Consider the following 24,553-nt stretch of genomic DNA (forward strand, 5'->3'; position numbering starts at 1 on the left):
AAAGCAAGGATGGGTGTTGCCATGCAAGAGACGAGCCATACCGAAACGCCCTATACGGCCTTGGGGTTCTACCACAAGATCACCCAGCTGCGTGCCGACACCTGGAATGCCCTAAAGCATGACCTTGGACAACTGACGCGCCAGCGCGAAGACGCTCGGGTCAAGAACCTGATCAAGGCGATCGACATCAAGCTGACGCGGCTGGAGATCATCGAGGACTACCACGCCTTCCCTTCCAAGGAGGACTTCCGCCACCTCTGGTCACTGTTCAACCGGGCGGAGTACAGCCTGCTGGATAAGGTGGTCAAGCGCCTGGTGCGGGCGCTGATCAGTGAATCCTATCGCCGTCGCCATGTGGATCTCAGCGAAACCGACGCCGACGCCGAGGACCTCGAAACCCTCGACGCCCTGGCACAGCTGCGCCGTGGGCACCCGGCATCGAACAGCTCGGCCCAGCCCTACTTCGAGCTGCTGATCGTCGACAACCTCTCGACCCCGGAGGAGGAGGTGGTCCGCGAGGCTTTCTACAACATGCGTCGCCCCGAGGACCGCTTCGTCTACGACGTGGTCACGGTGCGCAGCTTCGAGGATGCGCTGATCGCGGTGCTGGTCAATCCCAACATCCAGGCCTGCCTGATCCGCTACGAGTTCCCCTACAAGTCGAAGTACAATCTCAGCGCCCTGCGCAGCTACCTCGAGGGGATCTCCGAGCAGTCCCTGGAGCACCAATCCGAGGCCGAGCGCAGCATCCTGCTGAGCACTATGATTCACGAGCTGCGTCCCGAGATCGACCAGTTCCTGGTCACCAGCGGCGAAGTGGAGGCCACGGCGAGTCGTGATATCCGTCACTTCAAGCGTATCTTCTATCGCGAGACGGACTACATCGAGCAGCACCACACCATCCTGCGTGCCATCGACAACCGCTATCGCACGCCCTTCTTCGATGCGCTGCGCGAGTACAGCAAGAAGCCCACCGGCGTCTTCCATGCCATGCCCATCTCGCGGGGCAAGTCGATCACCCGTTCTCACTGGGCCGGGCAGATGATCGACTTCTACGGCATCAACATCTTCCTCGCCGAAACCTCGGCCACCTCCGGCGGCCTCGACTCGCTGCTGCAGCCCTACGGCCCGATCAAGAAGGCCCAGGAGTATGCCGCCCGCGCCTTCGGTGCACGGCAGAGCTTCTTCGTCACCAACGGCACCTCCACCGCCAACAAGATCGTGGTGCAGGCCTTGATCAAGCCGCGCGACATCGTGCTGATCGACCGCGACTGCCACAAGTCGCACCACTATGGCATGGTGCTGGCCGGGGCCCATGTCAGCTACCTCGATTCCTACCCGCTCGACGACTACTCGATGTACGGCGCGGTGCCGCTCAAGGAGATCAAGAAGACGCTGCTCGGCTACAAGCGTACGGGTCAGCTGCACAAGGTCAAGATGCTGCTGCTGACCAACTGTACCTTCGACGGAGTGGTCTACAACGTGCGCCGGGTGATGGAAGAGTGCCTGGCGATCAAGCCCGACCTGGTGTTCCTGTGGGACGAGGCGTGGTTCGCCTTCGCCGGTTTCAACCCTACCTACCGCCCGCGTACCGCCATGCATGCCGCACGCACCCTGCGTGACCGCTATCGCAGCGAGGCCTACCGCGAGGAATACGCGGCCTGGAAGGCGGCGTTCGACGCCCTCGACCCCGATGATGATGCGACCTGGCTCGACCGGCCCCTGCTGCCCGACCCCGAGGCGGTGCGCATCCGCGCCTATGCCACCCACTCCACCCACAAGACCCTGACCTCGCTGCGTCAGGGCTCGATGATCCACGTTTGGGACCAGGACTATCGCCAGAAGGTCGAGGCGCCGTTCCACGAGGCCTATATGACGCATACTTCGACCTCGCCCAATTACCAGATCATCGCCTCGCTGGACGTGGGTCGCATGCAGGCGGAGATGGAAGGGTTCGAGCTAGTGCATGCCCAGGTTGAGGCCGCCATGTCGCTGCGCGAGCAGCTCTACAGCCATCCGCTGCTGCAGAAGTATTTCCGGGTGCTGGTCAACCAGGACATGGTGCCGCTGGAGTATCGGCAGTCGGGGGTCGATACCTTCTATGATCCGGTCACGGGCTGGAACAAGATGGAGGAGGCCTGGGCCAACGACGAGTTCGTCGTCGACCCCAGCCGCATCACCATCGCCATCGGCGCCACGGGCATCGACGGTGATACCTTCAAGAACGAATACCTGATGAACAAGTACGGCATCCAGATCAACAAGACCTCACGCAACACCGTGCTGTTCATGACCAACATCGGCACCACCCGGGGGTCCATCGCCTACCTGCTCGACGTGTTGATCAAGCTGGCCAAGGAGTTCGAGGATCGCTGGGAGGAGAGCAGCCGGCCGGAGCGCAAGATCATCGAGAACCGGGTCCACTCGCTGACCAAGGAGCTGCCGCCGCTGCCGGACTTCAGTCGCTTCCACGACGCCTTCAGGCCCGACGCCGGCGGTAACACCCCCGAGGGGGATATCCGCCAGGCCTATTTCCTCAGCTACGACGACGAGAACACCGAGTACCTGCGTTTCGACAACGGCGAACTCCAGGCCCAGATGCGCAGCGGCCGCGACGTGGTCTCGGCGAGCTTCGTGATTCCCTACCCGCCGGGCTTCCCGGTGCTGGTCCCGGGGCAGGTGGTCAGCGAAGAGATCCTCTACTTCCTGCAGGCCCTGGACGTCACCGAGATTCATGGCTATCGACCGGAACTCGGCCTGCTGGTGTTCACCGAGGAGGCGCTGCGCAACCCCCCGGCGGGCTGAACGTCGCTCGACAACCGCGTGTCCCTTCGTCAGGGACACGCGGCGTTGCACAACCGGACGGGAGGGTGTCCCTCGCTGTTCCTGCGCCGGCCCACAGAAAAAACCGCACCTTTACGGCTCAGGACAAAAAATCCTGGGCCTTCTGCTGCGGGTAAACAAAAAGTCCCGTCCTGCCAGATCCCTTATCCTTGATACCAAGCAGCCGCCTGGAAGATCACCCCCCGGTGGCTCGACTGTTTTTCTTTTTTCTCGGTGCAGGGAGGTATCACATGACACTGTCCAGCAAGCTCAGCGATCCACTTCTGTTGCGTCAATATGCCTACGTCGACGGCAAGTGGACCCATGGCGAGGGCGGGCGCGAGGAGGCCGTGCTCAATCCGGCCACCGGCGAGACGCTGGGGCATATTCCCTGGCTGGAGCCGCACCAGATCACCGCTGCGGTAGATGCCGCCGAGGTCGCCTTCAGGCGCTGGCGCGCCCTGCGCGCCGACGAGCGTTGCGAGCGGCTGCTGGCCTGGTACGACCTGCTGCAGGCTCATCGCGAGGATCTTGCCATCCTGATGACCCTCGAGCAGGGCAAGCCGCTGCCCGACGCCCGCGGCGAGGTGGAGTATGGCGCGAGCTTCGTGCGCTGGTTCGCCGAGGAGGGCAAGCGCACCTTCGGCGAGACCATCCCCAGCCACATCCCCAACGCGGCGCTGGGCACCATCAAGGAGCCGGTGGGCATCGCCGCGCTGATCACCCCATGGAATTTCCCGCTGGCGATGATCACCCGCAAGGCCGCCGCCGCCATGGCCGCCGGCTGCCCGGTGATCGTCAAGCCGGCCGGCGAGACACCGTTCTCAGCGCTGGCGCTGGCGGAGCTCGCCGAGCGCGCCGGCATCCCGGCCGGGGTGTTCAACGTAGTGCTGGGCGAGCCTGCCGAGGTGTCGAAGATCCTGTGCGCCGAGGATCGGGTCAAGGCACTCTCCTTCACCGGCTCGACTCGGGTTGGCCGACTATTGCTGGAGCAGTGTGCCAATACCGTCAAGCGCGTTTCGCTGGAGCTGGGCGGCAACGCGCCTTTTATCGTCGGCCCAGACATGAACCCCAAGGAGGCGGCCTTCGCCGCGGTGGCGGCCAAGTTCCAGACCGCCGGTCAGGACTGCCTCGCCGCGGACCGTATCCTGGTCCACGAGTCGATCCATGACGCCTTCGTCGAGCACTTCGCCGAGCGCATGGCCGCGCTGACCGTGGGCAACGGCCTGGAGGGCGAGATCGACCTGGGTCCGCTGATCCATCGCCAGGCGGTGGAGAAGGCCGCGGCCATCGTCGACGACGCCATCTCCAAGGGGGCTACCCTGGTGGCCGGCGATCAGAGCCAGGCGCCGGGCGAGAACTTCTTCATGCCGGTACTGCTGACGGGCGTGACCCACGACATGAAGATCTGGCACGAGGAGAGCTTTGCCCCGGTGGCCGGCATCACCGCCTACGCCGACGATGACCAGGTCATCGAGATGGCCAACGACACCGAGTACGGCCTGGCGGCTTATCTCTATACCCATGACATTCGCCGCATCTGGAAGGTTCTGCGTGCGCTGGAGTTCGGCATGGTCGCGGTGAACTCGGTGAAGATGACCGGGCCGCCCGTGCCCTTTGGTGGTGTCAAGCACTCCGGCCTCGGCCGCGAGGGTGGGGTGACCGGCATCGACGAGTACCTGGAGACCAAGTACTACTGCCTGGGCGCCCTCGGCTCGGTCTCCGGCAGCTGAACGATAGCCTGGGCCTTGTGGGAGCGACCTTCAGATGGCATGGAGGAGAGAATGCACGAGCACGATGTCTCTCTGGAGGCGATCTACCAGGCGCGCCGGCGCATCGCCGGCAAAGTGGTGCGCACGCCGCTGGTGTGCTCGGCGGCGCTCTCGGCTCGCTTCGATGCCGATATCCGGCTCAAGGTGGAGACCTGCCAGCCCACCGGCGCCTTCAAGCTGCGCGGCGCCACCAACATGCTCGCCGCGCTGATCGATCAGCGCGGCCGCAAGGCATTGGCAGCCGGGGTGGTGACGGCCTCCACTGGCAATCACGGCCGCGCGGTGGCGCATGCCGCCGCGCGTCTGGACGTGCCGGCGGTGATCTGCGTATCGCGGCTGGTACCGGCTAATAAGGTCGCCGCCATCGAGGCGCTAGGCGCCGAGGTCAGGCGTGTCGGCGCCAGCCAGGACGAGGCCTTCACCGAAGTCGAACGACTGGTGAACCAGCATGGCATGACACTGATCCCGCCTTTCGACGAGCCGTGGATCGTGGCTGGGCAGGGGACCATCGGCCTCGAGCTCATGGAGGACTGCCCGGACCTGGACCAGGTCATCATCGGCCTCTCCGGAGGCGGCCTGCTGGGCGGTATCGGGGCGGCCACGAAGGCGATTCGCCCCAGCTGCCGGATCACCGGGGTGAGCCTGTCGCGTGGTGCGGCCATGTGGGAGAGCCTCAAGGCCGGTCATCCCGTGACAGTCGAGGAGGTCGAGAGCCTGGCAGACTCGCTGGGCGGTGGCATCGGCCGTAACAACCGTTGTACCTTTTCTCTAGTACGCAAGGTGATGGATGACCATTTCCAAGTATCCGAGCGTGCCATCGCCGCGGCCATGGTCGATATCCTTGCGGAGGAGAAGCGCCTGGTGGAGGGCGCCGCCGCCGTGGGCCTGGCGGCCATCGAGGAGCATGGTCTGGACGTGCGTGGTCAGCGGGTGGCGCTGATCCTCTCCGGCAACGCGGTCTCGCTTTCGACGCTTGATCGGGCTCGCGCCCTGGCGGGACGATAGAGGGCAAAGATGTAGAGAGCAAATCGAAAGTCCCAAAGCACCAATAAAAAGTAGAAAGGGGCGGAATGCTCTGTGTCACTTGCTCCTTGCCACTTGCCTTTGGAGGTTCCCCATGCAGGTTTACCATCGCGATGCCATCGAACGGACTGTCGGTATCGACCAGGCGGCACTCCGCGCAGTGGAGGCGGGCTTCGCCGCCCTGGGACGCGGCGAGGTGGTGCAGCCGCCGATCCTGTCCATGGCCATTGAGGAGGCCAACGGCGAGGTGGACGTCAAGACCGCCCATATCCGGGGGGCCGAGCGCTTCGCCATCAAGGTCAGCTCAGGCTTCTTCGATAATCCGCAGCTTGGCCTGCCGAGTCTCAACGGTCTGATGCTGGCTTTCTCCGCCAGGACAGGCCTGGTCGAGGCGGTACTCTTCGATGAGGGGTATCTGACCATGGTGCGCACGGCGCTGGCCGGCGCTATCGCCGCCAAGCACCTGTCCCGGGAGACCAGTCATCGGGTCACGGTACTGGGCGCCGGTGAGCAGGCCGAACGTCAGGTACAGGCGCTGCGCCTGGTCCGCGATCTCGATACCCTGGATGTCTGGGCACGACGTCGCGAGGCCGCCCAGGCCTACGCCGAACGGATGCGTGCCACGGGGCTGGCGGTGAACGTCCATGACGACATGGCCGAGGCTTGTGCCTCCGCGGATATCATCATTACCGCTACTCCGTCGCGCACGCCGCTGCTGGAGGCCCGAGACCTGCCCGTTGGCGTGCATGTCACCGCCATGGGCTCGGACAGTCCGGAGAAGCGCGAACTGGATGCCTCGGTGCTGACCCGCGCCGATGCCTTCGTCTGTGATAGCCGGAGCCAGAGCGAGAACAACGGTGAGCTCAAGGCCTTCGCGGGCGGGGAAGTGCCCTTCAAGGTCCACGAGCTGGGCCGTGTGATCGCCGAGGGGCAGCGCCTGCGCCTGACGGACGATACCCTGACGGTGTGCGATCTCACCGGCCTCGGCGTTCAGGATACCGCCATCGCCAGCTTTGCCTTGTCGCGGCTGCTGTCCGGCTGAGCCTTTCTACTGCCGCTCGACTTGTCGCGGCGCGGCGGCTGGCGCAGGCTAGGAACTTTCACCAATAAGAGGAACAAGGGAATGACAAAGGTACTGGCCTTCGATGTCTACGGAACCCTGATCGACACTCATGGCGTGGTCGCCGAGCTCGAGCTGCGCCTCGCCGGGCAGGACCGTTCGGACCTGGCCCCGGCGTTCTCGCGGCGCTGGCGGGACAAGCAGCTGGAGTACAGCTTCCGCCGCGGCCTGATGGGGGCCTACGTGGATTTTTCCCACTGCACGCGCGAGGCGCTGGAGTTCACCGACCGTGCCCTGCACACACGCTTCTCGGAGACCGACAAGGAACACCTGATGGGTGTCTACACCCGGCTGCCGGCCTTTGGCGATGTATCGACCGCCCTGGATCGCCTCGCCGAGGCAGGGATCCGCTGCGTGGCCTTCTCCAACGGCAGCCGGGAGGCGGTTGAGGGGCTGTTGAAGCAGGCCGGGATCCTCGAGCGCTTCGAGACGGTGGTCAGCGTTGACGAGATCAAGCGCTTCAAGCCCGACCCCGCGGTCTATGCCCATCTTCGCTATCGGCTGGAAAGCGAGCCCGGCGATACCTGGCTGATCTCCAGCAATCCTTTCGACGTTATCGGCGCCCGCCATGCCGGCCTGCATGCCGCCTGGGTGCGTCGTACCCCGGATACCCCCTTCGACCCCTGGGGAGTCGAGCCGGACATCACGGTTCCCGACCTCGATACCCTCGCCGAACGGCTGAGCTAGCAACGACAAGCGACGCCCCGCGGTTGACCGCGGGGCGTCGTGGTAAGGGCTTTAGGCCGCAAGACTACTCGGCTAGCTTGCCGACGCTGACGATGCCTCGCTCGGCCAGCTGCACCAGGTGATCGTCATCACGGGTCCAGGCGGCCATGGAGCCGTCGTACATGGTAGCGTTCTTCAGTCCGCCGATCTCGCTGAGCTGGAACCAACCGCTGGCGGCCCAGTGGCCAGTATTGCAGAAGACCACGGCGGGTGCCTCGCGGTCGAGATCGAGTTCGTCGATGCGGGCCATCAGCGAGTCTGGCTGCAGGTAGTAGGCCCCGTCGCGCTCCGCGAAGCTGCCATCATGGGGCAGGTTCACCGAGCCGGGAATGGTGCCGGGCACGCGGGCGGCAGGTGATTTTATCTCGCCTCTGTAGAAGGCCGGCGGGCGGGCATCCACCAGCGGTTCGCCGGCGTCGAGGGCCGCTTCGACCTCCGCGGTGGTCGCCAGCAGCTGCTCCTGCAGGGAGCCTGAGAAGTCCGTGGCCTCGGGCGCGTCGGGGGTGCCGGAGGCGACCTCGAAGCCCTGCTGCTCCCAGCCGGCGAAACCGCCGTTGAGAATGGTGACCTCGTCATGGCCCAGGGCCTTGAAGGTCCAGTAAACCCGGGTGGCGCTGCCGAAGTCGGTGGGGCCCGTGCCGGCCGGAACCACCACCACGGTGTCGTCATTGTCGATGCCCAGGCCGCCGATCAGGGCTTCGAGGTCGTCGACGCCGGGCATCAGGCCGGCCACTCCGTGGCGAGCCTCGCGCCAGCCGGCATCGGTGTAGTTGCTGTAGCGGCTGCCGGGGATATGAGCCGCCTCGAAGCTCGCTCGGTCGCCGCCGTCATCGATGGCGGAGCGTACGTCAAGTATGACCAGGTTGTCGCTGTCCAACTGCTGGTCGAGCCACGCAGCCTCGACCAGCGGAGCGGGATGCTGGGCATGGACCGGGCCGGCCAGGGCCAGGGTGCCAGCGGCGAGTAACAGACTACGTTTCATGGGGTGTCCTCCATCATCAGGGATGACACGATGCTAGGCGTGCCCTCCCCACAGGGCAATCTGACGACAAGAACCCTTTTTGACCCAATTATTCCCTTGCCGCATAAAAACGGCGCCGTTATATCCGGTGCCGCTATGAGAGGGAGTACGCTCAGCCTTTCCAGGCATAGTCGGCGAAGGCCTCGTCGAGTTCCGGGTGGTTGACGTGGTTGGAGTAGTTGGAGAGCGTCTTGACCGCCAGGGCCAGCACGATCTGCAGCACCTGCTGCTCCTCGAAGCCGGCATCCAGGAACGCCTTGACGTCCGCCTTGCTGGGCATGCCCCGGGTCTCGAACATCACCTTGGTAAACTCGGCGAGGGCCGCGAGGCGTTCGTCGGGAATCGGCTGGCCGTTGCGAATTGCTTCCAGCACGTCGGCAGGAACCTGGGACATCTTGTCGGCCAGCATGCTGTGAGCAGACATGCAGTAGCCGCAGCCGTTGAGTCGGCTGATGGTCAGGAAGACCACCTCCTGCTCGGGCGGCGCGAAGCCTGAATCGTTGCGGAACAGTTCATAGCCGTGCAGGTAGGTGCTCAGCACGCCCGGTGCCTTGGCCATGCTCTCATACATGTTGGGCACGAAACCCAGTGCCTGGTTGGCCTGCTCGAGCAGCGGCTTCGCCTTGGCATCGGCGTTGTCGAGGGTCTGGGGGGGAAGTTGCATCTGATAATCGGCGGACATGGTGTGTGCCTCCTTCATGGTCGTGGGGTCTTTCATGGTCGTGGGGGTCTGCTGTTGTGCCATTTATGGAACGATCATTCCATAAATGGCAAGAAAAACAATTCATCAGCGTCGCAGGCCGTCCAGGAGCAGTTCTACCGCCTGACTGGCCTGGTCGGTAGTCGCCCCGCTCTTCAACAGGGTTCTGAGCCCGGCCATGCCCATCGTCAGGTAGCTGGCCAGGGCCGCTGCATTCCGTTTCGGGGCGATGTCACCCTCCGCCTGGCCCCGCATGACCGCCTGCTGGAACAGTGCCGTGATGGCGACGATGCTCTGGCGGGCATGCTGCGAGGGCAGGCCATCCTGCTGGCCGAGCTCGCTGGCGGAGTTGAAGATCAGACAGCCCAGCGCCGCGCGCTCGCTGCCGGCTTCCTGGGCTGTCTCGCAAAACAGCATCTCGAGGAAACCCATGGCCGAGGGGGCGGCCTCCAGTCGACGCTCCAGACGTGCCAACAAGGACTCGCGATAGCGCCTCAGGGCCTCGAGGAACAGTTGCTCCTTGTTGCCGAAGGCCTGATAGAGGCTGCTGCGCGAGAGGCGCATGGCCTCGAGCAGGTCGCGAGTCGAGGCGCTCTCGTAGCCTCGTGCCCAGAAGACCTGCATGGCGGCGTTGGCCGCCTCGTCCGGGCTGAATGCGATGGGGCGTCCGCGTGTCATGTAGGCCAATTTAGTACCGATCGTTCCATAATGCAAGGGACGACAGATCGCGCTTTACTTGCTATCGCTGTAAGGAGCGAGTCGCAGCGTCGACAGAGCAACCCGATACCATGACCATCGGCACCACGATCACCATGGCCGACAGGAGATCCCGAGCATGACGGAGCAGCATTCGCCGACAAGGCGCTTCTGGCTCGGCGGCAAGCGCGCCGCCGAGCAGGACCGGTTCTTCCGTGAGGCCCTGGAACCCCTGGGCTGGCAGCTCGGCGACGAGCACGATTGGGACGCCGGCTGGATCACCGGCATGCCGGATGCCGCGCAGTTCCGGCGTGTCTCGCCGACGCGCAAGATGAACCACTTCCCGGGCAATGCGGCGCTCACCGTCAAGAGCCGGCTCCATGACAGCCTCGCCACCCTTCGCGAGCGCATTCGGGAGAGCCATGGGGCCGACCATGACCTTGTCCGGCGGCTGGCGTTCTTTCCCCGAGCCTACGTGATGCCCGGTGACTACCATGCGCTGCAGGAGGCCGCCCAGGCCGACCCCGGGCAGCGCTGGATCCTCAAGCCCACCAATGCCTCCAAGGGCAAGGGTGTGCAGGTGCTGCAGGATGTCGCCGAGGCGCCTCTCGCGCGGGACTGGCTGGTACAGGAGTATCTGGCCAATCCCCATACCATTCGCGGCCACAAGTATGTCCTGCGCCTCTATGTGCTGATCACCTCGCTTGCGCCGCTGCGCGTCTATCTCTATCGCCAGGGCTTCGCCAAGCTGGCCTCGGAGCCCTGGGATCCCGAGGATGCCGACAACCCCTACAGCCAACTCACCAACCCGGACATCAATGCCCTGAATAGCCACGCCGAGGCGCCGGTGGAGTTCATCGACCTGGAGCGATACCGGGCCTGGTTGAGAGATCAGGGGCACGACGACGAGGCTCTCTTTGCGCGCATCGAGGACCTGGTGGCCCTGACTACGATCTCCGCCGTGGACGCCATGCGCGCTCGCACCGCCGAGGCCGGCGCCGACCCCCGCGGCTGCTACGAGCTGCTGGGACTCGACTGCCTGGTGGACGACACCCTCAAGCCGTGGATTCTGGAGTGCAACCTTAGCCCCTCGCTGGGCATCTGTGCCGCTCCGGAGACGGGGGGGCGCGTCGAGGAGGCCGTCAAGGGCGGGCTGGTGCATGACATGGTGGCGCTGGTCGATCTCCCCGGACGGGCCCTGTCCGAGGCTGGCACTGCCGCCAAGGAGCCGGACGTCACGGCGCAACTGGCCGCCGAAGCAGCGGCCGAGCAGGCACGTGCCGGCGGCTTCCAGCGGCTGCTGCCGGCCGTCGAGCCCGAACGCTACCTGCCCTACTTCGCCTTGCCCACTCCGGCCGACCTGCAGCTGGCCGAGACCCTGGCAGGGCGACCCCTGCCGCCCCTGCGGTTGCAGCGGCGCCACGTGGCGGAATTGGTCGACGAGGAGCGTCTTGCCCTCTATGACACGCGCGGCGGTCGCTACTACCGGCCCAACGACACGGCGGCGCTGATCTGGTTGCTGGCGACCGAGGGAGTGGACCCCGATGCCATCGCCGATGAGCTGGCGTTTGCCAGCGCCGAGGCGGGAGTGCCGGCACAGCTCTCGGCGCTGCGTAGTGATGTGTGGAACACCCTGCACGACTGGTGCTGTGCCGGCCTGCTCTGCCAGCAAGGCGCTGCACCGGCAGCGTCGTCGGAAGAGGGTGAGATCCATGACGAGGCAACGTCAGTGTCGTCGTCGAGGTGGGCCATGAGGCTCCAACTGGACGGCCGTGACTGGGCCCTGGACGTGGCCAGCAGCCCTGCCATGGCGCGCTTGGCGACATGGTTCGGCGAGTGGCTCTCGCCGCTTGACGCCGAGGCGGCGCGCCGGCTGCCGCGGCTGGCGGTACTGCAGGAGTCCGGCGGCTATGCCCTGGCCACCGATAACCGGCTGCTGGCGTCGCGGCTGACGCTGGCGCAGCTGGGTCCGGTATTGACATCGCACCTGATTCGCCAGGCCGCGATGCCCGGCCGCCCGGTCGTCGACGCTGGCCTGCTGATCACGCCGCAGGGCAGCGGAGTGCTCTGTCTGCTCCCCGATGGGGAGGAGAGCCGCGCCCTGCTGCAGCGGCTGCGGGAGGCCACGGGAGGCGTGCTGACCCGCGGCGTACGGCTGAACCTCTCGGATCCGAGCATCGCCGAGCCCCTGGACTTTCCCCTGCCGGGCGTCGCCGGAGCCTCGAGCGGGTTGCCCGCTGCCGTGGCTCTCCGCGGTATGCTGCTGCCGGCCAAGACGTCTGCTGACCAGGCTCTTGTCCCGGTTGCCATGCTGGAGGCGCTTGGCGACCTGCTGCCGAATTGCCTGACCGTTGATGGCCAGGCGCTGGATGCCCAGAGCGTGATGGTTCTCGGCGACTGGCTCTCCACCCTGGCCTTGAGTGCGGTGAAGGTGGGCCCGGGGGCGCCGGATGCCGCGTCACTGACCGATTGGCTGGTCACCCGGGTAGACTCCGCCCCCTCGGTCACTCGTCCCACCATGGCGAGAGGATGACAGGAGCACGAGCATATGGTGATGCCTTCCGGCATCACCGATGAAGATGTCGGCCACCTTGCCGGCGTCACGGCAACACGACATGTTCGGCATGTCGCTCAATCTGTATCAAGGAGATCATGATCATGACACTGCAAGACGAGAAGCGCCGTAGCCTGATGAGTCGCCTCAGCCGTCAGCTGGGCTATGCGGCACCAGTCCTCGCCCTGGTCGCCAGCGGAGCGGCCTTCCAGGCCGTGGCCGGCGAGACGTCCCCCGAACTTGGCTATACCAATGGCCAGGAGGCTCCCCTGATGCTTGCCGAGGCCCACGCCGAGGGTGGCGCCGAGGCCGAAGGGGAATCGGAAGCCGAAGGCGAGGGTGAAGCAGAAGGCGAGGGCGAAGGCGAAGGATGAGCCCTCCCCCTGAGGGAGACCAGGCCGCCACCACGGTGGCGGCCTGGCTTTTCCCTTCTGCTGCCTCACGGCGATCCCCTAACGTAACCCGAAGCGGAACTCACAGGATATCCGTCATGACATCACCTCACCCCCGGCCGTCTCCCGACACCGCGCGTCTCGTCGAGGAAAACCTGATGACCCTTTCCCAGCTGAAGGACATGGTCGCCTCCCTTTCACCCGACATCTATCAGCAGGCATTCGGCGAATACGGGCGCCACACCCTGGGCAAGCATGTGCGTCACATCATCGATCATTACGATGCCCTCCTCGTGGGGCTCGAGCGAGGAGGGGAGGTCATCGACTACGAACAGCGCCGACGCGACGAGGCCCTCGAGCAATGGCCGCAGCAAGCCGCAAGCCATCTGGCCGGCATCGAGTCAAGGCTGTCGGTGCTGGGCGGTGAGCCGTCTTCGGCCGCGCTGACCCTGGCCTATCCCCTGGATGAGGAGGGGCTCTCCCTGGCGTCAAGCCTGGACCGTGAGCTTGCCTTCCTGACCAGTCACAGCATTCATCACATGGCTATCATTGCCCTGCTGGCCGAACAGTCGGGTATCCATCTGCCCGAGACATTCGGGGTGCATCCCTCCACGCTTCGCCACTGGCAGCGGGCGCCAGAGGAGCAGGCGTCATTCTCGCGGAGGAGTGCCTGATGACGCGCATGATACTGGCGACCTGGCTGCTGGTGCTGATGGTGGCGGCCCCCGTGAGCGCGGAACCCCATTGGCCTGACCAGGGCTGGCAGGTCACGCCCACCTCGCTTGCCTACGACGACCTGCTGGAGGCCTTGAGGGAAGCGGTCGAGGCCGAGGGCATGTTCGTGGTCACCGAGGCAGGGCCCACCGAGGCCGCCGCGAATCGGGGGATCACCCTCCCCGGCAACCGGGTCGTCGGCGTGTTTCGCAATGACTATGCGGTACGGATCCTGCGGCTGAGCGTCCCGGCGATGATCGAGGCCCCCATGCGCTTCTATGTCACCGAAAATGACGACGGCAGTGCCACGCTCTCCTGGAAGACGCCGACTCATCTGCTCGAGCCCTATGTGGACGCGGCCGGCAAGGAACTGGAAACGGTGGGCCGCGAACTCGATGCCCTGTTCGCCGCCATTGCACAGCGTGCCACCGAGGAATCGAAGTAGTGTTGATGGAGGCGTCTCGCCAAGGTCGATCTGGCGTTCCGTGTATGAGGAGGGAGATACCATGCGCAAGACACTGACCGGGATGGCCATGGCCCTGTTCGTGGCCATGCCGCTGACGGTTCTGGCGGAAACGCACGGCATCCGGCATCTCGCATCGAGCGATGATATCGGTCGCGTCGAGCAGCGGCTGCGGGCGGCGATAGAGGGCAGGGGACTGACCCTGATGACCGTTGTCGATCACACCGCCAATGCGCAGAGCGTGGGGCTTTCGTTACCGGCGACCCGTACCTTCATCTTCGGCAATCCGCAGGTGGGCACGCCGATGATGCAGTGCCAGGGAAGCGTGGCGCTGGACCTGCCCCAGAAGATGGTGGTGCGAGAGACCGACGAGGCGGTCCTCCTGGAGTGGAACGACCCTCGCTACCTGGCCGAGCGTCACGGTCTCGAGGGCTGTGAGCTGCCCCTGGAGAAGGTCGCCGGTGTTCTGGAGGGCGTGGCGAGTGCTGCCGCAGGCCAGTGAGAGCGCTTCTGTGGGGGATTGACGGGCCTTCAGTGCCCGTCATCGCCTTGCTCGGCGTCATCATGTTCGGGGTGGTATCGCCGGCCGGCTTCATGAAGCAGCGTGAACTGTCTGTCGCACTCTCGGCAGGCGCTGCACATGGAAAGGTGTAACCTCAGGGAGAGACGTTCCTGGAAGGTGAGAGGGCGGTCCTGCCTGAGGGACATCAGGCGGGTCGCCTCCTTGCACATCATCATGCCGTGTCCTCCTTAAGCCAGCCCTTCTCGATGCAGGCCCTGAGTCGCAGCCGAGCGCGATGCAGTATCACCCAGCAGTTGTTCTCCTTGATGTCCAGCTCGTGGCAGATATCGGCGGTGGAGAGCCCCATCAGCTCGCGCAAGGAAAATACCCGGGCGGCATTTTCCGGCAGGGCGATCATGCAGGCATCGAAGACCTTCCAGAAGTGTTCGTTCTCGAAGGTCGCCTCGGGCTCCCCCCAGCGAGATGGGCGTGCGTCCTCCTGCCAGCGGCCATCGCGCTGGAACTGTCGGTCGATGGCGTCGTCATCGCCTTCATCCTCGAGAGGCTGCCATCGTCCATGGCGTTTCTGGACGCGCATGGCGTCGAGGATCTTGTACTTGAGGATGCCAAAGACCCAGGTCTCGTAACCGGATCGCCCGGCGAAGTTTTCGCTCTTTTCGATGGCGGACATCATGGCCTCCTGTACGGCATCCTCGGCCTGGCTTCGATCACGCAAGTGCATGAGGGCGAAGGAGACCAGGCGTGGCCTGACAGCCGTAAGTCGTTGTAGTCTATCTTCTTTTTCGTTCATTTAGGAGAGCCTCGTTCCCTGTGCTGATGCTTGGACCCGATTCAGGCAAAGTCTAGCAGTTGGCATCAGCCAGGATATAGGGTCTCTCGAGTGAGTCGTTCATGCCAAAATTTCCTTACGGGGTTCGCAAGGTTTTCGGCAGGAATTATGGTATCGATGACATCAGAATCTCTCCTGATTTGCCTGGGGCCTTGTGCGTTACTCGATGCAGGAAGGAGGGTGTTTTGGAAAGGAAATGCCCATGGATTCCCTGATTGCTTGGTGAGCTTTAGCCGATATTGACAGGAGACTTATCGCAACCTGCATGAAAGAGTAGGGGCGATATCCAGACGCACTGCCACCTCGAAAGATGGGTCGGGCGGGCCATGTCATCGATACCAGCCTTCCGGCTAGCTGAGCAGGTCGGAATGATTCGCCAGTCGGTCAAGATCCTCGGGGCGGTCCACATCCCACAGACGAGCGGGGCAGGCCAGCTGCCAGCCCAGCTCATCGGCGCGCTCGCGCGTCTGTGCCATGACGCGGTTCGTGCCCCAGTCGATGGCAGTGAAGAGACGGCGGTCGGCTCGCCGGACCCCGACCAGTGCATAGCCGCCATCCTCCGCTGGCAGGAAGACGGCATCGGCGTCCGTCAGGGCAGCCTGGCAACGCCGGAGCAGGGGCGGGGTAAGCGCGGGGCAGTCGCTGCCAATCAGCACTCCCGGTGCGTCCATGGCCTGCAGGGCTTGGAACATGCGCTCTCCCAGGTCGCCTTCTGACTGGGCGTGAAGCCTGATGTCATGCCGGTTGGCCAGTTCCCGGAACAGTGAGTGGGAATGATCCAGTGCCGTCCACAGGGTGAGGCACTGTGGCGAGGTCGCCGCAAGGGCGGTAGCCACCGCATGGCGCAGCAGTCGCTCGTGCAGCCGGCAGGCGCCCTCGGCGCCCAGCGCCGGTATCAGGCGCGTCTTCACCCGCCCGGCAATCGGTGCCTTGGCCAGTATCGCCAGGGGAAAGCGGTGGTGAGCATCAGCGGACATGGCGATACACTCGGGCCAGCTCATCGGCCGACGCGCCTCGCCAGTAGCGCCAGCGCAGCCGCCACATCAGCAGCAGGGTCCGCCAGGCACCCTCTCGCTCCCAGCGCCGCCCCGAGGTCGTCACCCTCTCTCTCAGGCAGGCCGGTGGCGAGAGTCGCTTGAGGCGTCGGGACATCTCGATGTCCTCCATCAGTGGCTGGTCGGGAAAGCCGCCCGCGGCGTCGAAGGCCTCCCGGGTCATGAACAGCCCCTGGTCGCCGGTGGCGATGCCCGTCAGGCGTGAGCGCAGATTCATGGCAGTGGCGATCACCGGCAGCAGTGGATGCCTCCCTTCCAGTCGCACATCGAAGCGCCCCCAGCATTGTTTGCTCGAAAGGGCCGAAGCAATCAATCGATCGGCGCCGCGCGGGAGGCGCGTATCGGCATGCAGGAACAGCAGGTGATGTCCGCGGGCCTCGCGAGCCCCGGCATTCATCTGTCGGGCTCGGCTGGGCGCGCTGACGATCAGCGTTGATGCCAGGGGGCGTGCCCGGGCCAGCGTATCGTCATGGCTACCGCCGTCCACGACTACGGTCTCCACCGCGTTGAGTCGCCACTGGCGAAGGGGGATCAGCAGCTTCTCGATGGTGGCCGCTTCATTCAGGGTCGGGATGACGATGCTGAGTCTCGCTGTGTCCGGCATGCCGGCGCTTCTCCTGATATCCTGATGTCCTGATGCGCGTCTCGCCGTTGAGATCTTCTGGGTCCGATATGACGCCTGATCCTTGCTATGCGGCGGCGACCTTGCCGGCCTGGGAGCGTGTCTGGAAGAGACGTGGCCCAGCGGCTCAGTGGGACAGTTCGATCACTCGCCCACCGGCATCCTCGGCATCTTCAGCGTCGTGGGTGACCAGCAGGCTGGGCAGGCCGGCCTCGCGCAGGCGATCGAACACCCGCCGGCGCATCTCGTGACGCAGATGGGTGTCGAGCTTCGAGAAGGGCTCGTCGAGCAGGACTGCACAAGGGGCCGACAGCAGCAGGCGCATCAGCGCCACTCGGGCCTTCTGGCCGCCGGAGAGGGTGGCCGGGTCCCGATCGCCGAAGCCGGCAAGGCCGATGTTTGCCAAGGCCTGCTCGACCCGCGCGGTCTTGTCGGCGCTGCCCCCGGGCATGCCGAAGCGTAGGTTGCCGCCCACCGACAGGTGGGGAAAGAGCAGCGGGTCCTGGAACAGTAGGCCGATGCCGCGCTGCTCGGCCGGCAGGCCGCTGATGTCGCGGCCGTCGAGCAGCACCTGGCCGCGGGCCTGGAACGCGGGGGCCAGGAAGCCGGCGAGGTAGGCGAGCAGGGTCGACTTTCCCGAGCCGGATGGCCCCATGACAGTGAGGACCTCGCCGGGAGCGATCTCGGCATCGAGCTTTACCAGTATCTGGTCGCCCAGCTGGAGGCAGATGTCACGAAGTTCGAGGCGATGGGTGGCGTTCATGGGGCTCCCTGCATGGCGCGGCGATTCGACCATAGCAATCTAGGCAGGCCGATGGCGATGATGAAACCCGCCAGCGGCAGGCTGGCCTGGATCAGTGCCCAGACGCCGATCACCCGGCGGTTGCCACCGGCAGCCAGCGAGACCGCCTCGGTGGTGACGGTGGTGATGCGTCCTGCCCCCAGCAGCTGGGTGGGCAGGTACTGGCCGATACTCACCGCCAGCCCCACGGCCAGGGCGGTGAGGATCGGCGCCAGCAGCATCGGCAGGCGTATCCGCCAGAAGGCCCCGTTGCGCGAGGCCCCGAGCGTCAGGGCCAGCCGCGTCCAGCGTGGATCGAAGCGCCGGTAGGCCTCGGAGAGTGAAAGGAACACGTAGGGCAGCACGAACAGCAGGTGGCCGAAGGCGACCAGTGCATGGGTCGGTCGCATGCCGAGCTGCTCCATCATTACCACCAGGCCGAACAGGAAGGCGACCTGCGGCACGATCAGCGGCAGGTAGAGCAGCCACAGAGCCCGCGAGGGGTGTCGGCTGCTGCGCTGCTCGTGTTCGAGTGCCGCCAGGGCCAGCGTCACGGCGAGCAGTGTCGAAGCCAGGGCGATCAGCGCCGTCGAGGCGAGTGGCCCGGCAAGCGAGGGCAGGGCCCGGGCCCAGTGGGTGGCGGTGAAGCTCTGCGGCAGGGCGTTGGGAAAGCGCCAGAAGCCGGCCACCGAGTGGATCGCCAGGCCGGCGATGCCGACGAAGGCGACCACCGTGGCCAGCAGGATCCACAGCTTGCCGGCGAGATGCAGGCCCGTCTCGCCTCGACGCCGTCCGCCGTGGGCGATCCAGAGACCCATCAGCCGCCTGGCGGCCTGCTCCAGCCCCCACCAGATCGCCAGCGCCATGGCGGTGACACCGAGCTGCAGGATCGCGCCGGCCGAGGCCAGGAAGCGCTTGTCGAGATCCGGATCGCTGAACCAGGTGAGTATCGACACGGCAAGCGTTGGCGGCAGGGTGGGGCCGAGGATCATCGCTACATCCACCACCGACGAGGCGAAGGCGATCACCGCGTAGACCGGCAGCCGGATCAGCGGATAGAGCGATGGCGCGACCACTTTCCACCAGGCCAGGGTCGGGCGGTAGCCCAGTGAGCGGGCCATGGCGATTCGCCGTTCGGGATCGAGCTGGGGCAGGGCCGCCAGGCTCATCAGCAGCAGGAAGGGAATCTCCTTGATCACCAGCCCCGCGATGAGCGACAGCCCCCAGGGATCGTGGACGATCAGCAGGTCCGGCGGGCGCTGCCAGCCGGTCAGCCCCGGCGAGGCGAGACGTGCGATCAGCCCTGAAGGGGCGATCAAAAAGGCCAGGCCGAAGGCCGCGGCGGCATGGGGAAGAGAGAGTAGTGGCGAGATCAGTCGGCGAATCCATCGGTCGAGCCGGCTGCCGGTCGCGGCGGCCAGATAGAGCAAGACCACTGCCAGCGAGATGGCGGTGGCGAGCAGTCCGCTGGCGAGGCTGATGGTGACCGAGCGCCATATGCCGGGCTCGGCAAACAGGGCCCGCCAGGGGGCGAGCGTCAGGCTCTCCCCGCCCAGCGCCGGCAGGTAGCCGAAGGCCGGCAGCAGCACCATGGCTAGGCCGGCCAGGATCGGCGCGACCAGCAGCAGCACGATCAATATCGGCGCCAGGCGCAGCATCATCGCGCGCGCCTTGTCGCGGCAGAAATCACGGCGTGGGGTCTCGCTATTAGTTGCCGATGTAGCGGGCCTGCCAGGCGTCCTGCAGGGCTGTCATCCAGCTGGGATGCGGCTCGGGCAGCGTGCGCTGCAAGGCGCCGGGCGGCAGCATCGCCGGGTTGTGCTCATCCAGGGAGAACAGGGCCCGGCTGTCGTCATCGAGACGCGCCACGTCGAGCACGGTGCGATCCCCCCAGACGTCGAGATCCTGCTTGTGGGCCTGAGCCTTGGGCGAGAGCAGGAAGTCGGCGACCACCAGAGCGCCGGCCTGGTGGGGCGAGTTGAAGGGAATGGCCACGAAGTGCACGTTGCCCAGGGTGCCGCCCTGGGGCACATAGCTGCGAGTGCTTTTCGGCAGTTCGAAGTCGGCGACCGCCGCCGCCGGCTCGGAGGGGGTGAAGGTGAAGGCCAGCGACAATTCACCGTCCCCCATCAGGCGGCGCATCTCGGGGCCGGTAGCAGGAAACTGCCGCCCGCTGCGCCATAGGTGAGGGTGGAGCGCATCCAGGTAGTCCCACAGCGGCGCGGTGACGGCCGCGAAGTCGCTCTCCTCGACCGGCGCATAGAGGGCCTCGTCCTGTTCGCTCAGCTCGATCAGAACCTGCTTGAGGAAGGTGCTGCCGGTGAAATCGGGGATTCGTGGATAGGTGAAGCGTCCGGGGTTGGCCGCGGCCCATTCCAGCAGGGCAGGCATGTCCTGCGGGGGCGCTGCCACCGGCTGGTTATCTCCGCGGAGCTCGTCGCTATCTCCGCGAAATTCGTCACTATCATAGTAGAAGGTGATCTGCGCCCGTCCCCAGGGGGATTCGTAGCCCTCGGTGGGCAGGGTGAAGTCGGTGACGACCTCGGGGTTGTGCTCGGGGTGGGTGAGCGCGAAGTTCGGCAGCGACTCGGCGAAGGGGCCGAACAGCAGGTCGTTGGCCTTCATGGTGGCGAAGTTCTCGCCGTTGATCCAGATCAGGTCGACGCTTCCCTGGTCATGGTTGCCGGCCTGTTTTTCGGCCAGAACCCGGGAGACCGCCTCGGCGGTGTCGCCGATCTTGACATGGGTGAGGTCGATAGCGAACTGCTCCTCGACTCGTCCGGCCACCCAATCGATATAGTCGTTGGTGCGCTGCTCACCCGCCCAGGCATACCAGTAGACCGTCTGGCCTCGGGCCTCGTCGAGCACCGCCTCCCAGTCGGTTGGATCGGGGGCCGCGGCGGCAGGGCCGCCGAGCAGGAGGGCGATGGGCGTGGCGGCAGCCAACAGACGAATCGGCATCTAGGGTTCCTCTCTGATGATGGGCAATGTTGGATGATGGGCAATGGGGGGTGGAATACGCGCGATGATGCGTTATCGGCGTTTGCCATCAGCCGTCGAGTAACTGCTCGAGGGTGCGAAATTCTCGCTGTACATGCTCGATCACGTCCACCGAAAGATAGTGGTCGACTCGGTCGCGAACGTGGGCGATCAGCGCATCGTCGCTCAGCTCGGCGGACCAGTCCTCGCCACGGGCCTGGGCGTCCCGGGAGCGAAGGTGACTGGCTCGCCACTTGGCGCACCAGGTCAGCGACCAGAGCCACATGGCCCGCCGGCAAGCCAGCAGCGTATCGGTGTCGCCAGTGAAGCCCATGGCGGCCATCCAGTGACGGTAGAAGGCAGCCACCTGGCCGGGCAGCAGTTCGGTGCGGCTCTGCAGGTCCCAGGTGGTGGAGGTGTAGAGGCTGGCGTGGGCAAGGTCAAAGCCCGCCAGGCCATAGCGGCACTTCTCCAGGTCCACCAGCACCGCGCGTCCGGACTCGGTGACCAGGAAGTTGCCGGGGTGGGCATCGAAGCTGATCAGTCGCGGCTCGGCGCCAGGCCCGGCAGGCAGCCGTTCCGGCAGGGCGGACAGCTCGGCGTCGATCAGCGCTCGGGCGTCTGCCGCCAGCCCGGCCCGGTCGAGGAAGCACGCCTGCTCCCTGACCTCCTCGAGCATCGCCGCCCAGGGGTCAGCGGGGGACAGCAATGGCGGGCGGGCCTCGGCATCGGGCACCTCTAGCACATGGAAGCTGGCCAGCGCCTCGGCGATGCCCGGAAGGTCATCCGGGAGTCGCGCCGGGCGACCACGGATGGCACTGACCAGCAGCCCGCCGCGCGGCAGCGCCTGGCTGGGCGGGAGGATGCCATGCAGGGCGGGGGCATGGCCGCCTTGGCTGGCGCGCTCGAAGCAGGCCGTCTGGTAGTCGAGGTTGGCGGCGGGGTCGAGTCGCATCTGGCTCTGTTTGGGCAAGCGTGCCACCCAGTCGATCTGTTGTCGCTTGAGCCACACATGGTGATGGGCCAGGCCGGTATCGGCCATCGCATACATGGCCTGGATGACCGCGTCATGACCGGCGTGGGCGAGCGCCATGGCCAGCGGATGGCCGAGATCCGGGTGGGCCTCTTGCGGTTCCGGCGAAGCGGGGCGAACGGCGATATCCGACATGTCGTTCCTCGCGAGATGGTATTGCAATCGTTAACGTAGGGTCGTGCGGTGCAAGGCATTCCTTACATATCGGCGCCTGCCCGATGACCTGCTGCATGGCGGGCGACTGTAAGCCTGGAACAACATCATCGACAAAAGGGAGCCGTTGGTGCGACACGCTGGAGCGAGGGCTCCAGATATCTCCTGGATGGACACAAGCGAAGGTGAACAATATGTCACAGCATGACGAACAACGCCGCAAGCTCCTGGGCCGCCTGAATCGGCGACTGGCCTACACGGCCCCGCTGCTTGCCCTGGTGGCGGGGGGCGGTGTCCTTCAGGCCTCGGCAGGCGATGATGCGGCCATGGCCGACGTTACCTCGCCCTCCGATGCGTCCTTGATGCTGGCCAGCAACCACACAGAAGGGGCCGCCGAGGCCCAGGGCGAGGCAGAGGGAGAAGCCCAGGGTGAAGCGGAAGGCGAGGCCGAAGGAGGTGATAGCGCTGCGGTGGCAAGGCCCGAGGGGTATTCACCGGCCTACAGCGAGACCGGCGACAACCCTCAGCAGATGCTGGCGCGAGGCGAGGCGCTCTATTACGACACATCCTTGAGCAGCAACGGCCTGGCCTGCGCGAATTGCCATGGCAGTAACGGTCAGGACATGGGATACAACTCGACATTCGAACAGCCCTTCCCCCATCGGGTAGCGATGGGCGCCCACCAGTTCGGCATGTCGGCAGTGCATGCCGACGAGATGGTGCAGATCTGCATGGTAGTGCCGATGGCGGCCGAGCCGCTCGAGTGGGGCGGCGAGGCGCTGACGTCTCTGGCGGCCTACGTGGTGGAGGTTCAGAAGCGTGTCGCCGGAGAGCCGCATGATCTCTGAGCCCGGCCGGCGACGCTGAACGCGCTCATCGCTTCGCGCTGCTTTCGGTGATCATCTCCGGGCCCGCCAGCTGGCGGGCCCGGCTGTCTGCAACGATGGCATCTGCTTGCCTTCGACCCGAGGCAGGGCATTGCCGCCCTTGGGTCCACTGCCTACGCTGATATCGGTGACGCCTGAACCACTGTTTTTCGATGAGGTTGTCACGAACAGGCACTGCAGGGCGGGCATGCGATGACGAATCCAGAGGGCAGGGGCAGGGGCAGGGCCGGGCGTATCCTGATGCTGGCAAGCCTGCTGTGCCTGGCGCTGGGAGCCCTGCTGGCCTGGCAGGCTCAGGCACAGCAGAACGAGCGCAATGCGCTGTTAATGACCATCGACGGTGCCATCGGCCCGGCCATCAACGACTACTTTCAGCGTGGCCTGGAACATGCCCAGACGCGCGAAGCCGAGCTGGTCGTGGTGAAGATGGACACGCCCGGCGGACTCGATGCCTCCATGCGGGCCATGATCAGTACCATGCTCGGCTCCCGCGTGCCGGTGGCCATCTACGTCTCGCCGGCGGGCGCCCGGGCGGCCAGCGCCGGCACCTACCTGCTCTACGCCAGCCATGTGGCGGCCATGGCGCCGGCCACCCACCTGGGCTCGGCCACACCGGTCCAGCTCGGTGGTGGGGGAGGGCTTCCGGGCCTGGGAGAGCCCGAGCCCCCCGCGAATGATGGCGCGCCGGCGGGAGATGACACCCAGGGTGACGGCGAAGGCGCCTCACCGCCGGATGGCGAGAACGCCGCCGCTGGCGCCGATGAGTCGACGAAGCGCCGCGGCAACACGGCCATGGAGCGCAAGGTGCTGGAGGATGCTGTCGCCTATATCCGCTCGCTGGCCAAGCGCCACGGCCGCAACGCCGACTGGGCCGAACAGGCCGTGCGCGAGGCGGTCAATCTTACCGCCCGGGAGGCCCTGGAGCGCAATGTCGTCGATGTGGTGGCCCGTGACCTGGACGACCTGCTGACCCAGATCGACGGTCGCCAGGTGGTGATGGAGGACGGCGAGCGCACCCTGGCCACCGCCGGCCTCACCATCGAGCGCTTCGATCCGGGCTGGCGCACCAAGCTGCTGGCGGTGATCACCGATCCCAACGTCGCCTATTTCCTGATGATCATCGGCTTCTACGGGCTGATCTTCGAGCTGGCCAACCCGGGCAGCCTGGTGCCGGGGACCATCGGCATCATCTCGCTGCTGCTGGCACTGTTCGCCTTCCAGGTGCTGCCGGTCAACTACGCCGGCCTGGCGCTGATCCTGGTGGGGCTGGGGCTGATCGTGGGCGAAGCGTTGGTGCCCAGTTTCGGTATTCTCGGGATAGGCGGCATCGTCGCCTTCGTGATCGGTTCGGTGATGCTGATGGACGCGGACACCCTGAACATCTCGCTGCCGATGATCGGTGGCATCGCCCTGGTGGCCGCAGGCCTGATGCTGTGGGTGGTGACCCGCTTCATCGGACTTCGCCGTCGTACCCCTCGCACCGGCCAGGAGGAACTCGTCGGCAGCCAGGCCCGAGCCCTCGAGGATTTCTCGGGGTACGGTCATGTGCGGCTGAGGGGCGAGCGCTGGAATGCCCGCAGCAGCCAGCCGCTGACGCGCGGGCAGGCAGTGCGCGTGACGGCGGTCGACGGCCTGACCCTGGAGGTGGAGCCGCTCGACACCGCGTCCTGAGCTGATATCTGCACCC

General features: G+C 65.7%; 23 protein-coding genes. 12 read left to right on the forward strand and 11 right to left on the reverse strand.

Going from position 1 to position 24,553, the window contains the following annotated elements; translation table 11 throughout:
- Window positions 1–21: 21 nt before the first annotated feature.
- From DFO68_RS05790 to DFO68_RS05810, 5 genes are all read left to right on the forward strand, one after another.
- Entirely contained in the window at window positions 22–2,805 is a 2,784-nt protein-coding gene (locus tag DFO68_RS05790) for an aminotransferase class I/II-fold pyridoxal phosphate-dependent enzyme (RefSeq protein WP_133482723.1), read from the forward strand.
- A 269-nt stretch (window positions 2,806–3,074) separates the two neighbouring features.
- Window positions 3,075–4,556 carry an NAD-dependent succinate-semialdehyde dehydrogenase gene (locus DFO68_RS05795; RefSeq protein ID WP_133482724.1) on the forward strand — a complete coding sequence of 494 codons (1,482 nt, stop codon included), beginning with the start codon at window positions 3,075–3,077 and terminating at the stop codon, window positions 4,554–4,556.
- Window positions 4,557–4,607: 51 nt separating this feature from the next.
- A complete protein-coding gene (gene eutB, locus DFO68_RS05800; RefSeq protein WP_133482725.1) occupies window positions 4,608–5,600 on the forward strand; it encodes a hydroxyectoine utilization dehydratase EutB in 993 nt (330 codons plus the stop codon).
- Between the two features lie 112 nt (window positions 5,601–5,712).
- Complete coding sequence (locus DFO68_RS05805; protein ID WP_133482726.1) at window positions 5,713–6,660, forward strand: cyclodeaminase; 948 nt, start codon at window positions 5,713–5,715, stop codon at window positions 6,658–6,660.
- An 81-nt stretch (window positions 6,661–6,741) separates the two neighbouring features.
- The gene (locus DFO68_RS05810) at window positions 6,742–7,425 is read left to right on the forward strand and encodes a haloacid dehalogenase type II (RefSeq protein WP_133482727.1); all 684 of its coding nucleotides are present in this window, start codon (window positions 6,742–6,744) and stop codon (window positions 7,423–7,425) included.
- Window positions 7,426–7,489: 64 nt separating this feature from the next.
- Here DFO68_RS05810 and DFO68_RS05815 read toward each other — a convergent pair whose 3' ends face one another.
- The 3 genes from DFO68_RS05815 to DFO68_RS05825 form a co-directional block, all read right to left on the reverse strand.
- A complete protein-coding gene (locus DFO68_RS05815) occupies window positions 7,490–8,446 on the reverse strand; it encodes a sulfurtransferase (RefSeq protein WP_133482728.1) in 957 nt (318 codons plus the stop codon).
- 151 nt (window positions 8,447–8,597) lie between these two features.
- A complete protein-coding gene (locus DFO68_RS05820; RefSeq protein WP_133482729.1) occupies window positions 8,598–9,167 on the reverse strand; it encodes a carboxymuconolactone decarboxylase family protein in 570 nt (189 codons plus the stop codon).
- Between the two features lie 105 nt (window positions 9,168–9,272).
- The gene (locus DFO68_RS05825) at window positions 9,273–9,863 is read right to left on the reverse strand and encodes a TetR/AcrR family transcriptional regulator (RefSeq protein WP_133482730.1); all 591 of its coding nucleotides are present in this window, start codon (window positions 9,861–9,863) and stop codon (window positions 9,273–9,275) included.
- 157 nt (window positions 9,864–10,020) lie between these two features.
- Between DFO68_RS05825 and DFO68_RS05830 the strand changes: the two genes are divergently transcribed.
- From DFO68_RS05830 to DFO68_RS05850, 5 genes are all read left to right on the forward strand, one after another.
- Window positions 10,021–12,414, forward strand: a complete 2,394-nt coding sequence (locus DFO68_RS05830; protein ID WP_133482731.1) for a PqqD family peptide modification chaperone — start codon at window positions 10,021–10,023, stop codon at window positions 12,412–12,414.
- A 125-nt stretch (window positions 12,415–12,539) separates the two neighbouring features.
- Window positions 12,540–12,809, forward strand: coding sequence for a hypothetical protein (locus DFO68_RS15470; RefSeq protein ID WP_166637529.1), 270 nt, complete (start codon window positions 12,540–12,542; stop codon window positions 12,807–12,809).
- 116 nt (window positions 12,810–12,925) lie between these two features.
- The gene (locus DFO68_RS05840) at window positions 12,926–13,501 is read left to right on the forward strand and encodes a DinB family protein (RefSeq protein ID WP_166637530.1); all 576 of its coding nucleotides are present in this window, start codon (window positions 12,926–12,928) and stop codon (window positions 13,499–13,501) included.
- Complete coding sequence (locus DFO68_RS05845; protein WP_133482733.1) at window positions 13,501–13,986, forward strand: DUF302 domain-containing protein; 486 nt, start codon at window positions 13,501–13,503, stop codon at window positions 13,984–13,986. The genes DFO68_RS05840 and DFO68_RS05845 overlap by 1 nt, the downstream gene beginning before the upstream one ends.
- A 61-nt stretch (window positions 13,987–14,047) precedes the next feature.
- Window positions 14,048–14,506 carry a DUF302 domain-containing protein gene (locus tag DFO68_RS05850; RefSeq protein WP_243726432.1) on the forward strand — a complete coding sequence of 153 codons (459 nt, stop codon included), beginning with the start codon at window positions 14,048–14,050 and terminating at the stop codon, window positions 14,504–14,506.
- Window positions 14,507–14,535: 29 nt separating this feature from the next.
- Here DFO68_RS05850 and DFO68_RS15920 read toward each other — a convergent pair whose 3' ends face one another.
- The 8 genes from DFO68_RS15920 to DFO68_RS05890 all read right to left on the reverse strand — a co-directional run bounded on the left by DFO68_RS15920 (window position 14,536) and on the right by DFO68_RS05890 (window position 21,961).
- Window positions 14,536–14,742 (reverse strand): zf-HC2 domain-containing protein, encoded by a 207-nt coding sequence (locus tag DFO68_RS15920; RefSeq protein WP_133482734.1) that lies wholly within the window; start codon window positions 14,740–14,742, stop codon window positions 14,536–14,538.
- Entirely contained in the window at window positions 14,739–15,317 is a 579-nt protein-coding gene (locus DFO68_RS05860) for a sigma-70 family RNA polymerase sigma factor (RefSeq protein ID WP_133482735.1), read from the reverse strand. Before DFO68_RS05860 ends, DFO68_RS15920 begins: the two co-directional genes overlap by 4 nt.
- A 389-nt stretch (window positions 15,318–15,706) precedes the next feature.
- On the reverse strand, window positions 15,707–16,333 hold the full coding sequence (locus DFO68_RS05865; RefSeq protein ID WP_133482736.1) for a TIGR04282 family arsenosugar biosynthesis glycosyltransferase: 627 nt from the start codon (window positions 16,331–16,333) through the stop codon (window positions 15,707–15,709).
- Entirely contained in the window at window positions 16,323–17,015 is a 693-nt protein-coding gene (locus DFO68_RS05870; protein ID WP_133482737.1) for a TIGR04283 family arsenosugar biosynthesis glycosyltransferase, read from the reverse strand. Before DFO68_RS05870 ends, DFO68_RS05865 begins: the two co-directional genes overlap by 11 nt.
- A 145-nt stretch (window positions 17,016–17,160) precedes the next feature.
- Window positions 17,161–17,796, reverse strand: a complete 636-nt coding sequence (locus DFO68_RS05875; RefSeq protein WP_208107363.1) for an ATP-binding cassette domain-containing protein — start codon at window positions 17,794–17,796, stop codon at window positions 17,161–17,163.
- A complete protein-coding gene (locus DFO68_RS05880) occupies window positions 17,793–19,472 on the reverse strand; it encodes an ABC transporter permease (RefSeq protein ID WP_133482814.1) in 1,680 nt (559 codons plus the stop codon). The genes DFO68_RS05875 and DFO68_RS05880 overlap by 4 nt, the downstream gene beginning before the upstream one ends.
- Window positions 19,473–19,521: 49 nt before the next feature.
- Complete coding sequence (locus tag DFO68_RS05885; protein WP_133482739.1) at window positions 19,522–20,775, reverse strand: ABC transporter substrate-binding protein; 1,254 nt, start codon at window positions 20,773–20,775, stop codon at window positions 19,522–19,524.
- A gap of 88 nt (window positions 20,776–20,863) precedes the next feature.
- Window positions 20,864–21,961, reverse strand: a complete 1,098-nt coding sequence (locus tag DFO68_RS05890; protein WP_373190630.1) for an aminoglycoside phosphotransferase family protein — start codon at window positions 21,959–21,961, stop codon at window positions 20,864–20,866.
- Between the two features lie 212 nt (window positions 21,962–22,173).
- On the opposite strand from DFO68_RS05890, the gene DFO68_RS05895 reads away from it, so the two are divergent.
- Window positions 22,174–22,827 carry a hypothetical protein gene (locus DFO68_RS05895; RefSeq protein ID WP_133482740.1) on the forward strand — a complete coding sequence of 218 codons (654 nt, stop codon included), beginning with the start codon at window positions 22,174–22,176 and terminating at the stop codon, window positions 22,825–22,827.
- Window positions 22,828–23,058: 231 nt separating this feature from the next.
- Complete coding sequence (locus DFO68_RS05900; protein WP_133482741.1) at window positions 23,059–24,537, forward strand: NfeD family protein; 1,479 nt, start codon at window positions 23,059–23,061, stop codon at window positions 24,535–24,537.
- Window positions 24,538–24,553 lie beyond the last annotated feature (16 nt).

The organism is Halomonas ventosae (genome assembly GCF_004361885.1).
Lineage (GTDB): Bacteria > Pseudomonadota > Gammaproteobacteria > Pseudomonadales > Halomonadaceae > Halomonas > Halomonas ventosae_C.

Coding starts and splice junctions, on each gene's coding strand:
- DFO68_RS05790 (WP_133482723.1), top strand. CDS start 22: ATGCAAGAGACGAGCCATACCGAAACGCCCTATACGGCCTTGGGGTTC.
- DFO68_RS05860 (WP_133482735.1), bottom strand. CDS start 15,317: ATGAACGAAAAAGAAGATAGACTACAACGACTTACGGCTGTCAGGCCA.
- DFO68_RS05820 (WP_133482729.1), bottom strand. CDS start 9,167: ATGTCCGCCGATTATCAGATGCAACTTCCCCCCCAGACCCTCGACAAC.
- DFO68_RS05795 (WP_133482724.1), top strand. CDS start 3,075: ATGACACTGTCCAGCAAGCTCAGCGATCCACTTCTGTTGCGTCAATAT.
- DFO68_RS05810 (WP_133482727.1), top strand. CDS start 6,742: ATGACAAAGGTACTGGCCTTCGATGTCTACGGAACCCTGATCGACACT.
- DFO68_RS05865 (WP_133482736.1), bottom strand. CDS start 16,333: ATGTCCGCTGATGCTCACCACCGCTTTCCCCTGGCGATACTGGCCAAG.
- DFO68_RS05805 (WP_133482726.1), top strand. CDS start 5,713: ATGCAGGTTTACCATCGCGATGCCATCGAACGGACTGTCGGTATCGAC.
- DFO68_RS05875 (WP_208107363.1), bottom strand. CDS start 17,796: ATGAACGCCACCCATCGCCTCGAACTTCGTGACATCTGCCTCCAGCTG.
- DFO68_RS05890 (WP_373190630.1), bottom strand. CDS start 21,961: ATGTCGGATATCGCCGTTCGCCCCGCTTCGCCGGAACCGCAAGAGGCC.
- DFO68_RS05825 (WP_133482730.1), bottom strand. CDS start 9,863: ATGACACGCGGACGCCCCATCGCATTCAGCCCGGACGAGGCGGCCAAC.
- DFO68_RS05815 (WP_133482728.1), bottom strand. CDS start 8,446: ATGAAACGTAGTCTGTTACTCGCCGCTGGCACCCTGGCCCTGGCCGGC.
- DFO68_RS05845 (WP_133482733.1), top strand. CDS start 13,501: ATGACGCGCATGATACTGGCGACCTGGCTGCTGGTGCTGATGGTGGCG.
- DFO68_RS05900 (WP_133482741.1), top strand. CDS start 23,059: ATGACGAATCCAGAGGGCAGGGGCAGGGGCAGGGCCGGGCGTATCCTG.
- DFO68_RS05885 (WP_133482739.1), bottom strand. CDS start 20,775: ATGCCGATTCGTCTGTTGGCTGCCGCCACGCCCATCGCCCTCCTGCTC.
- DFO68_RS05880 (WP_133482814.1), bottom strand. CDS start 19,472: ATGCTGCGCCTGGCGCCGATATTGATCGTGCTGCTGCTGGTCGCGCCG.
- eutB (WP_133482725.1), top strand. CDS start 4,608: ATGCACGAGCACGATGTCTCTCTGGAGGCGATCTACCAGGCGCGCCGG.
- DFO68_RS05850 (WP_243726432.1), top strand. CDS start 14,048: ATGCGCAAGACACTGACCGGGATGGCCATGGCCCTGTTCGTGGCCATG.
- DFO68_RS05870 (WP_133482737.1), bottom strand. CDS start 17,015: ATGCCGGACACAGCGAGACTCAGCATCGTCATCCCGACCCTGAATGAA.
- DFO68_RS15920 (WP_133482734.1), bottom strand. CDS start 14,742: ATGATGATGTGCAAGGAGGCGACCCGCCTGATGTCCCTCAGGCAGGAC.
- DFO68_RS05830 (WP_133482731.1), top strand. CDS start 10,021: ATGACGGAGCAGCATTCGCCGACAAGGCGCTTCTGGCTCGGCGGCAAG.
- DFO68_RS05840 (WP_166637530.1), top strand. CDS start 12,926: ATGACATCACCTCACCCCCGGCCGTCTCCCGACACCGCGCGTCTCGTC.
- DFO68_RS15470 (WP_166637529.1), top strand. CDS start 12,540: ATGACACTGCAAGACGAGAAGCGCCGTAGCCTGATGAGTCGCCTCAGC.
- DFO68_RS05895 (WP_133482740.1), top strand. CDS start 22,174: ATGTCACAGCATGACGAACAACGCCGCAAGCTCCTGGGCCGCCTGAAT.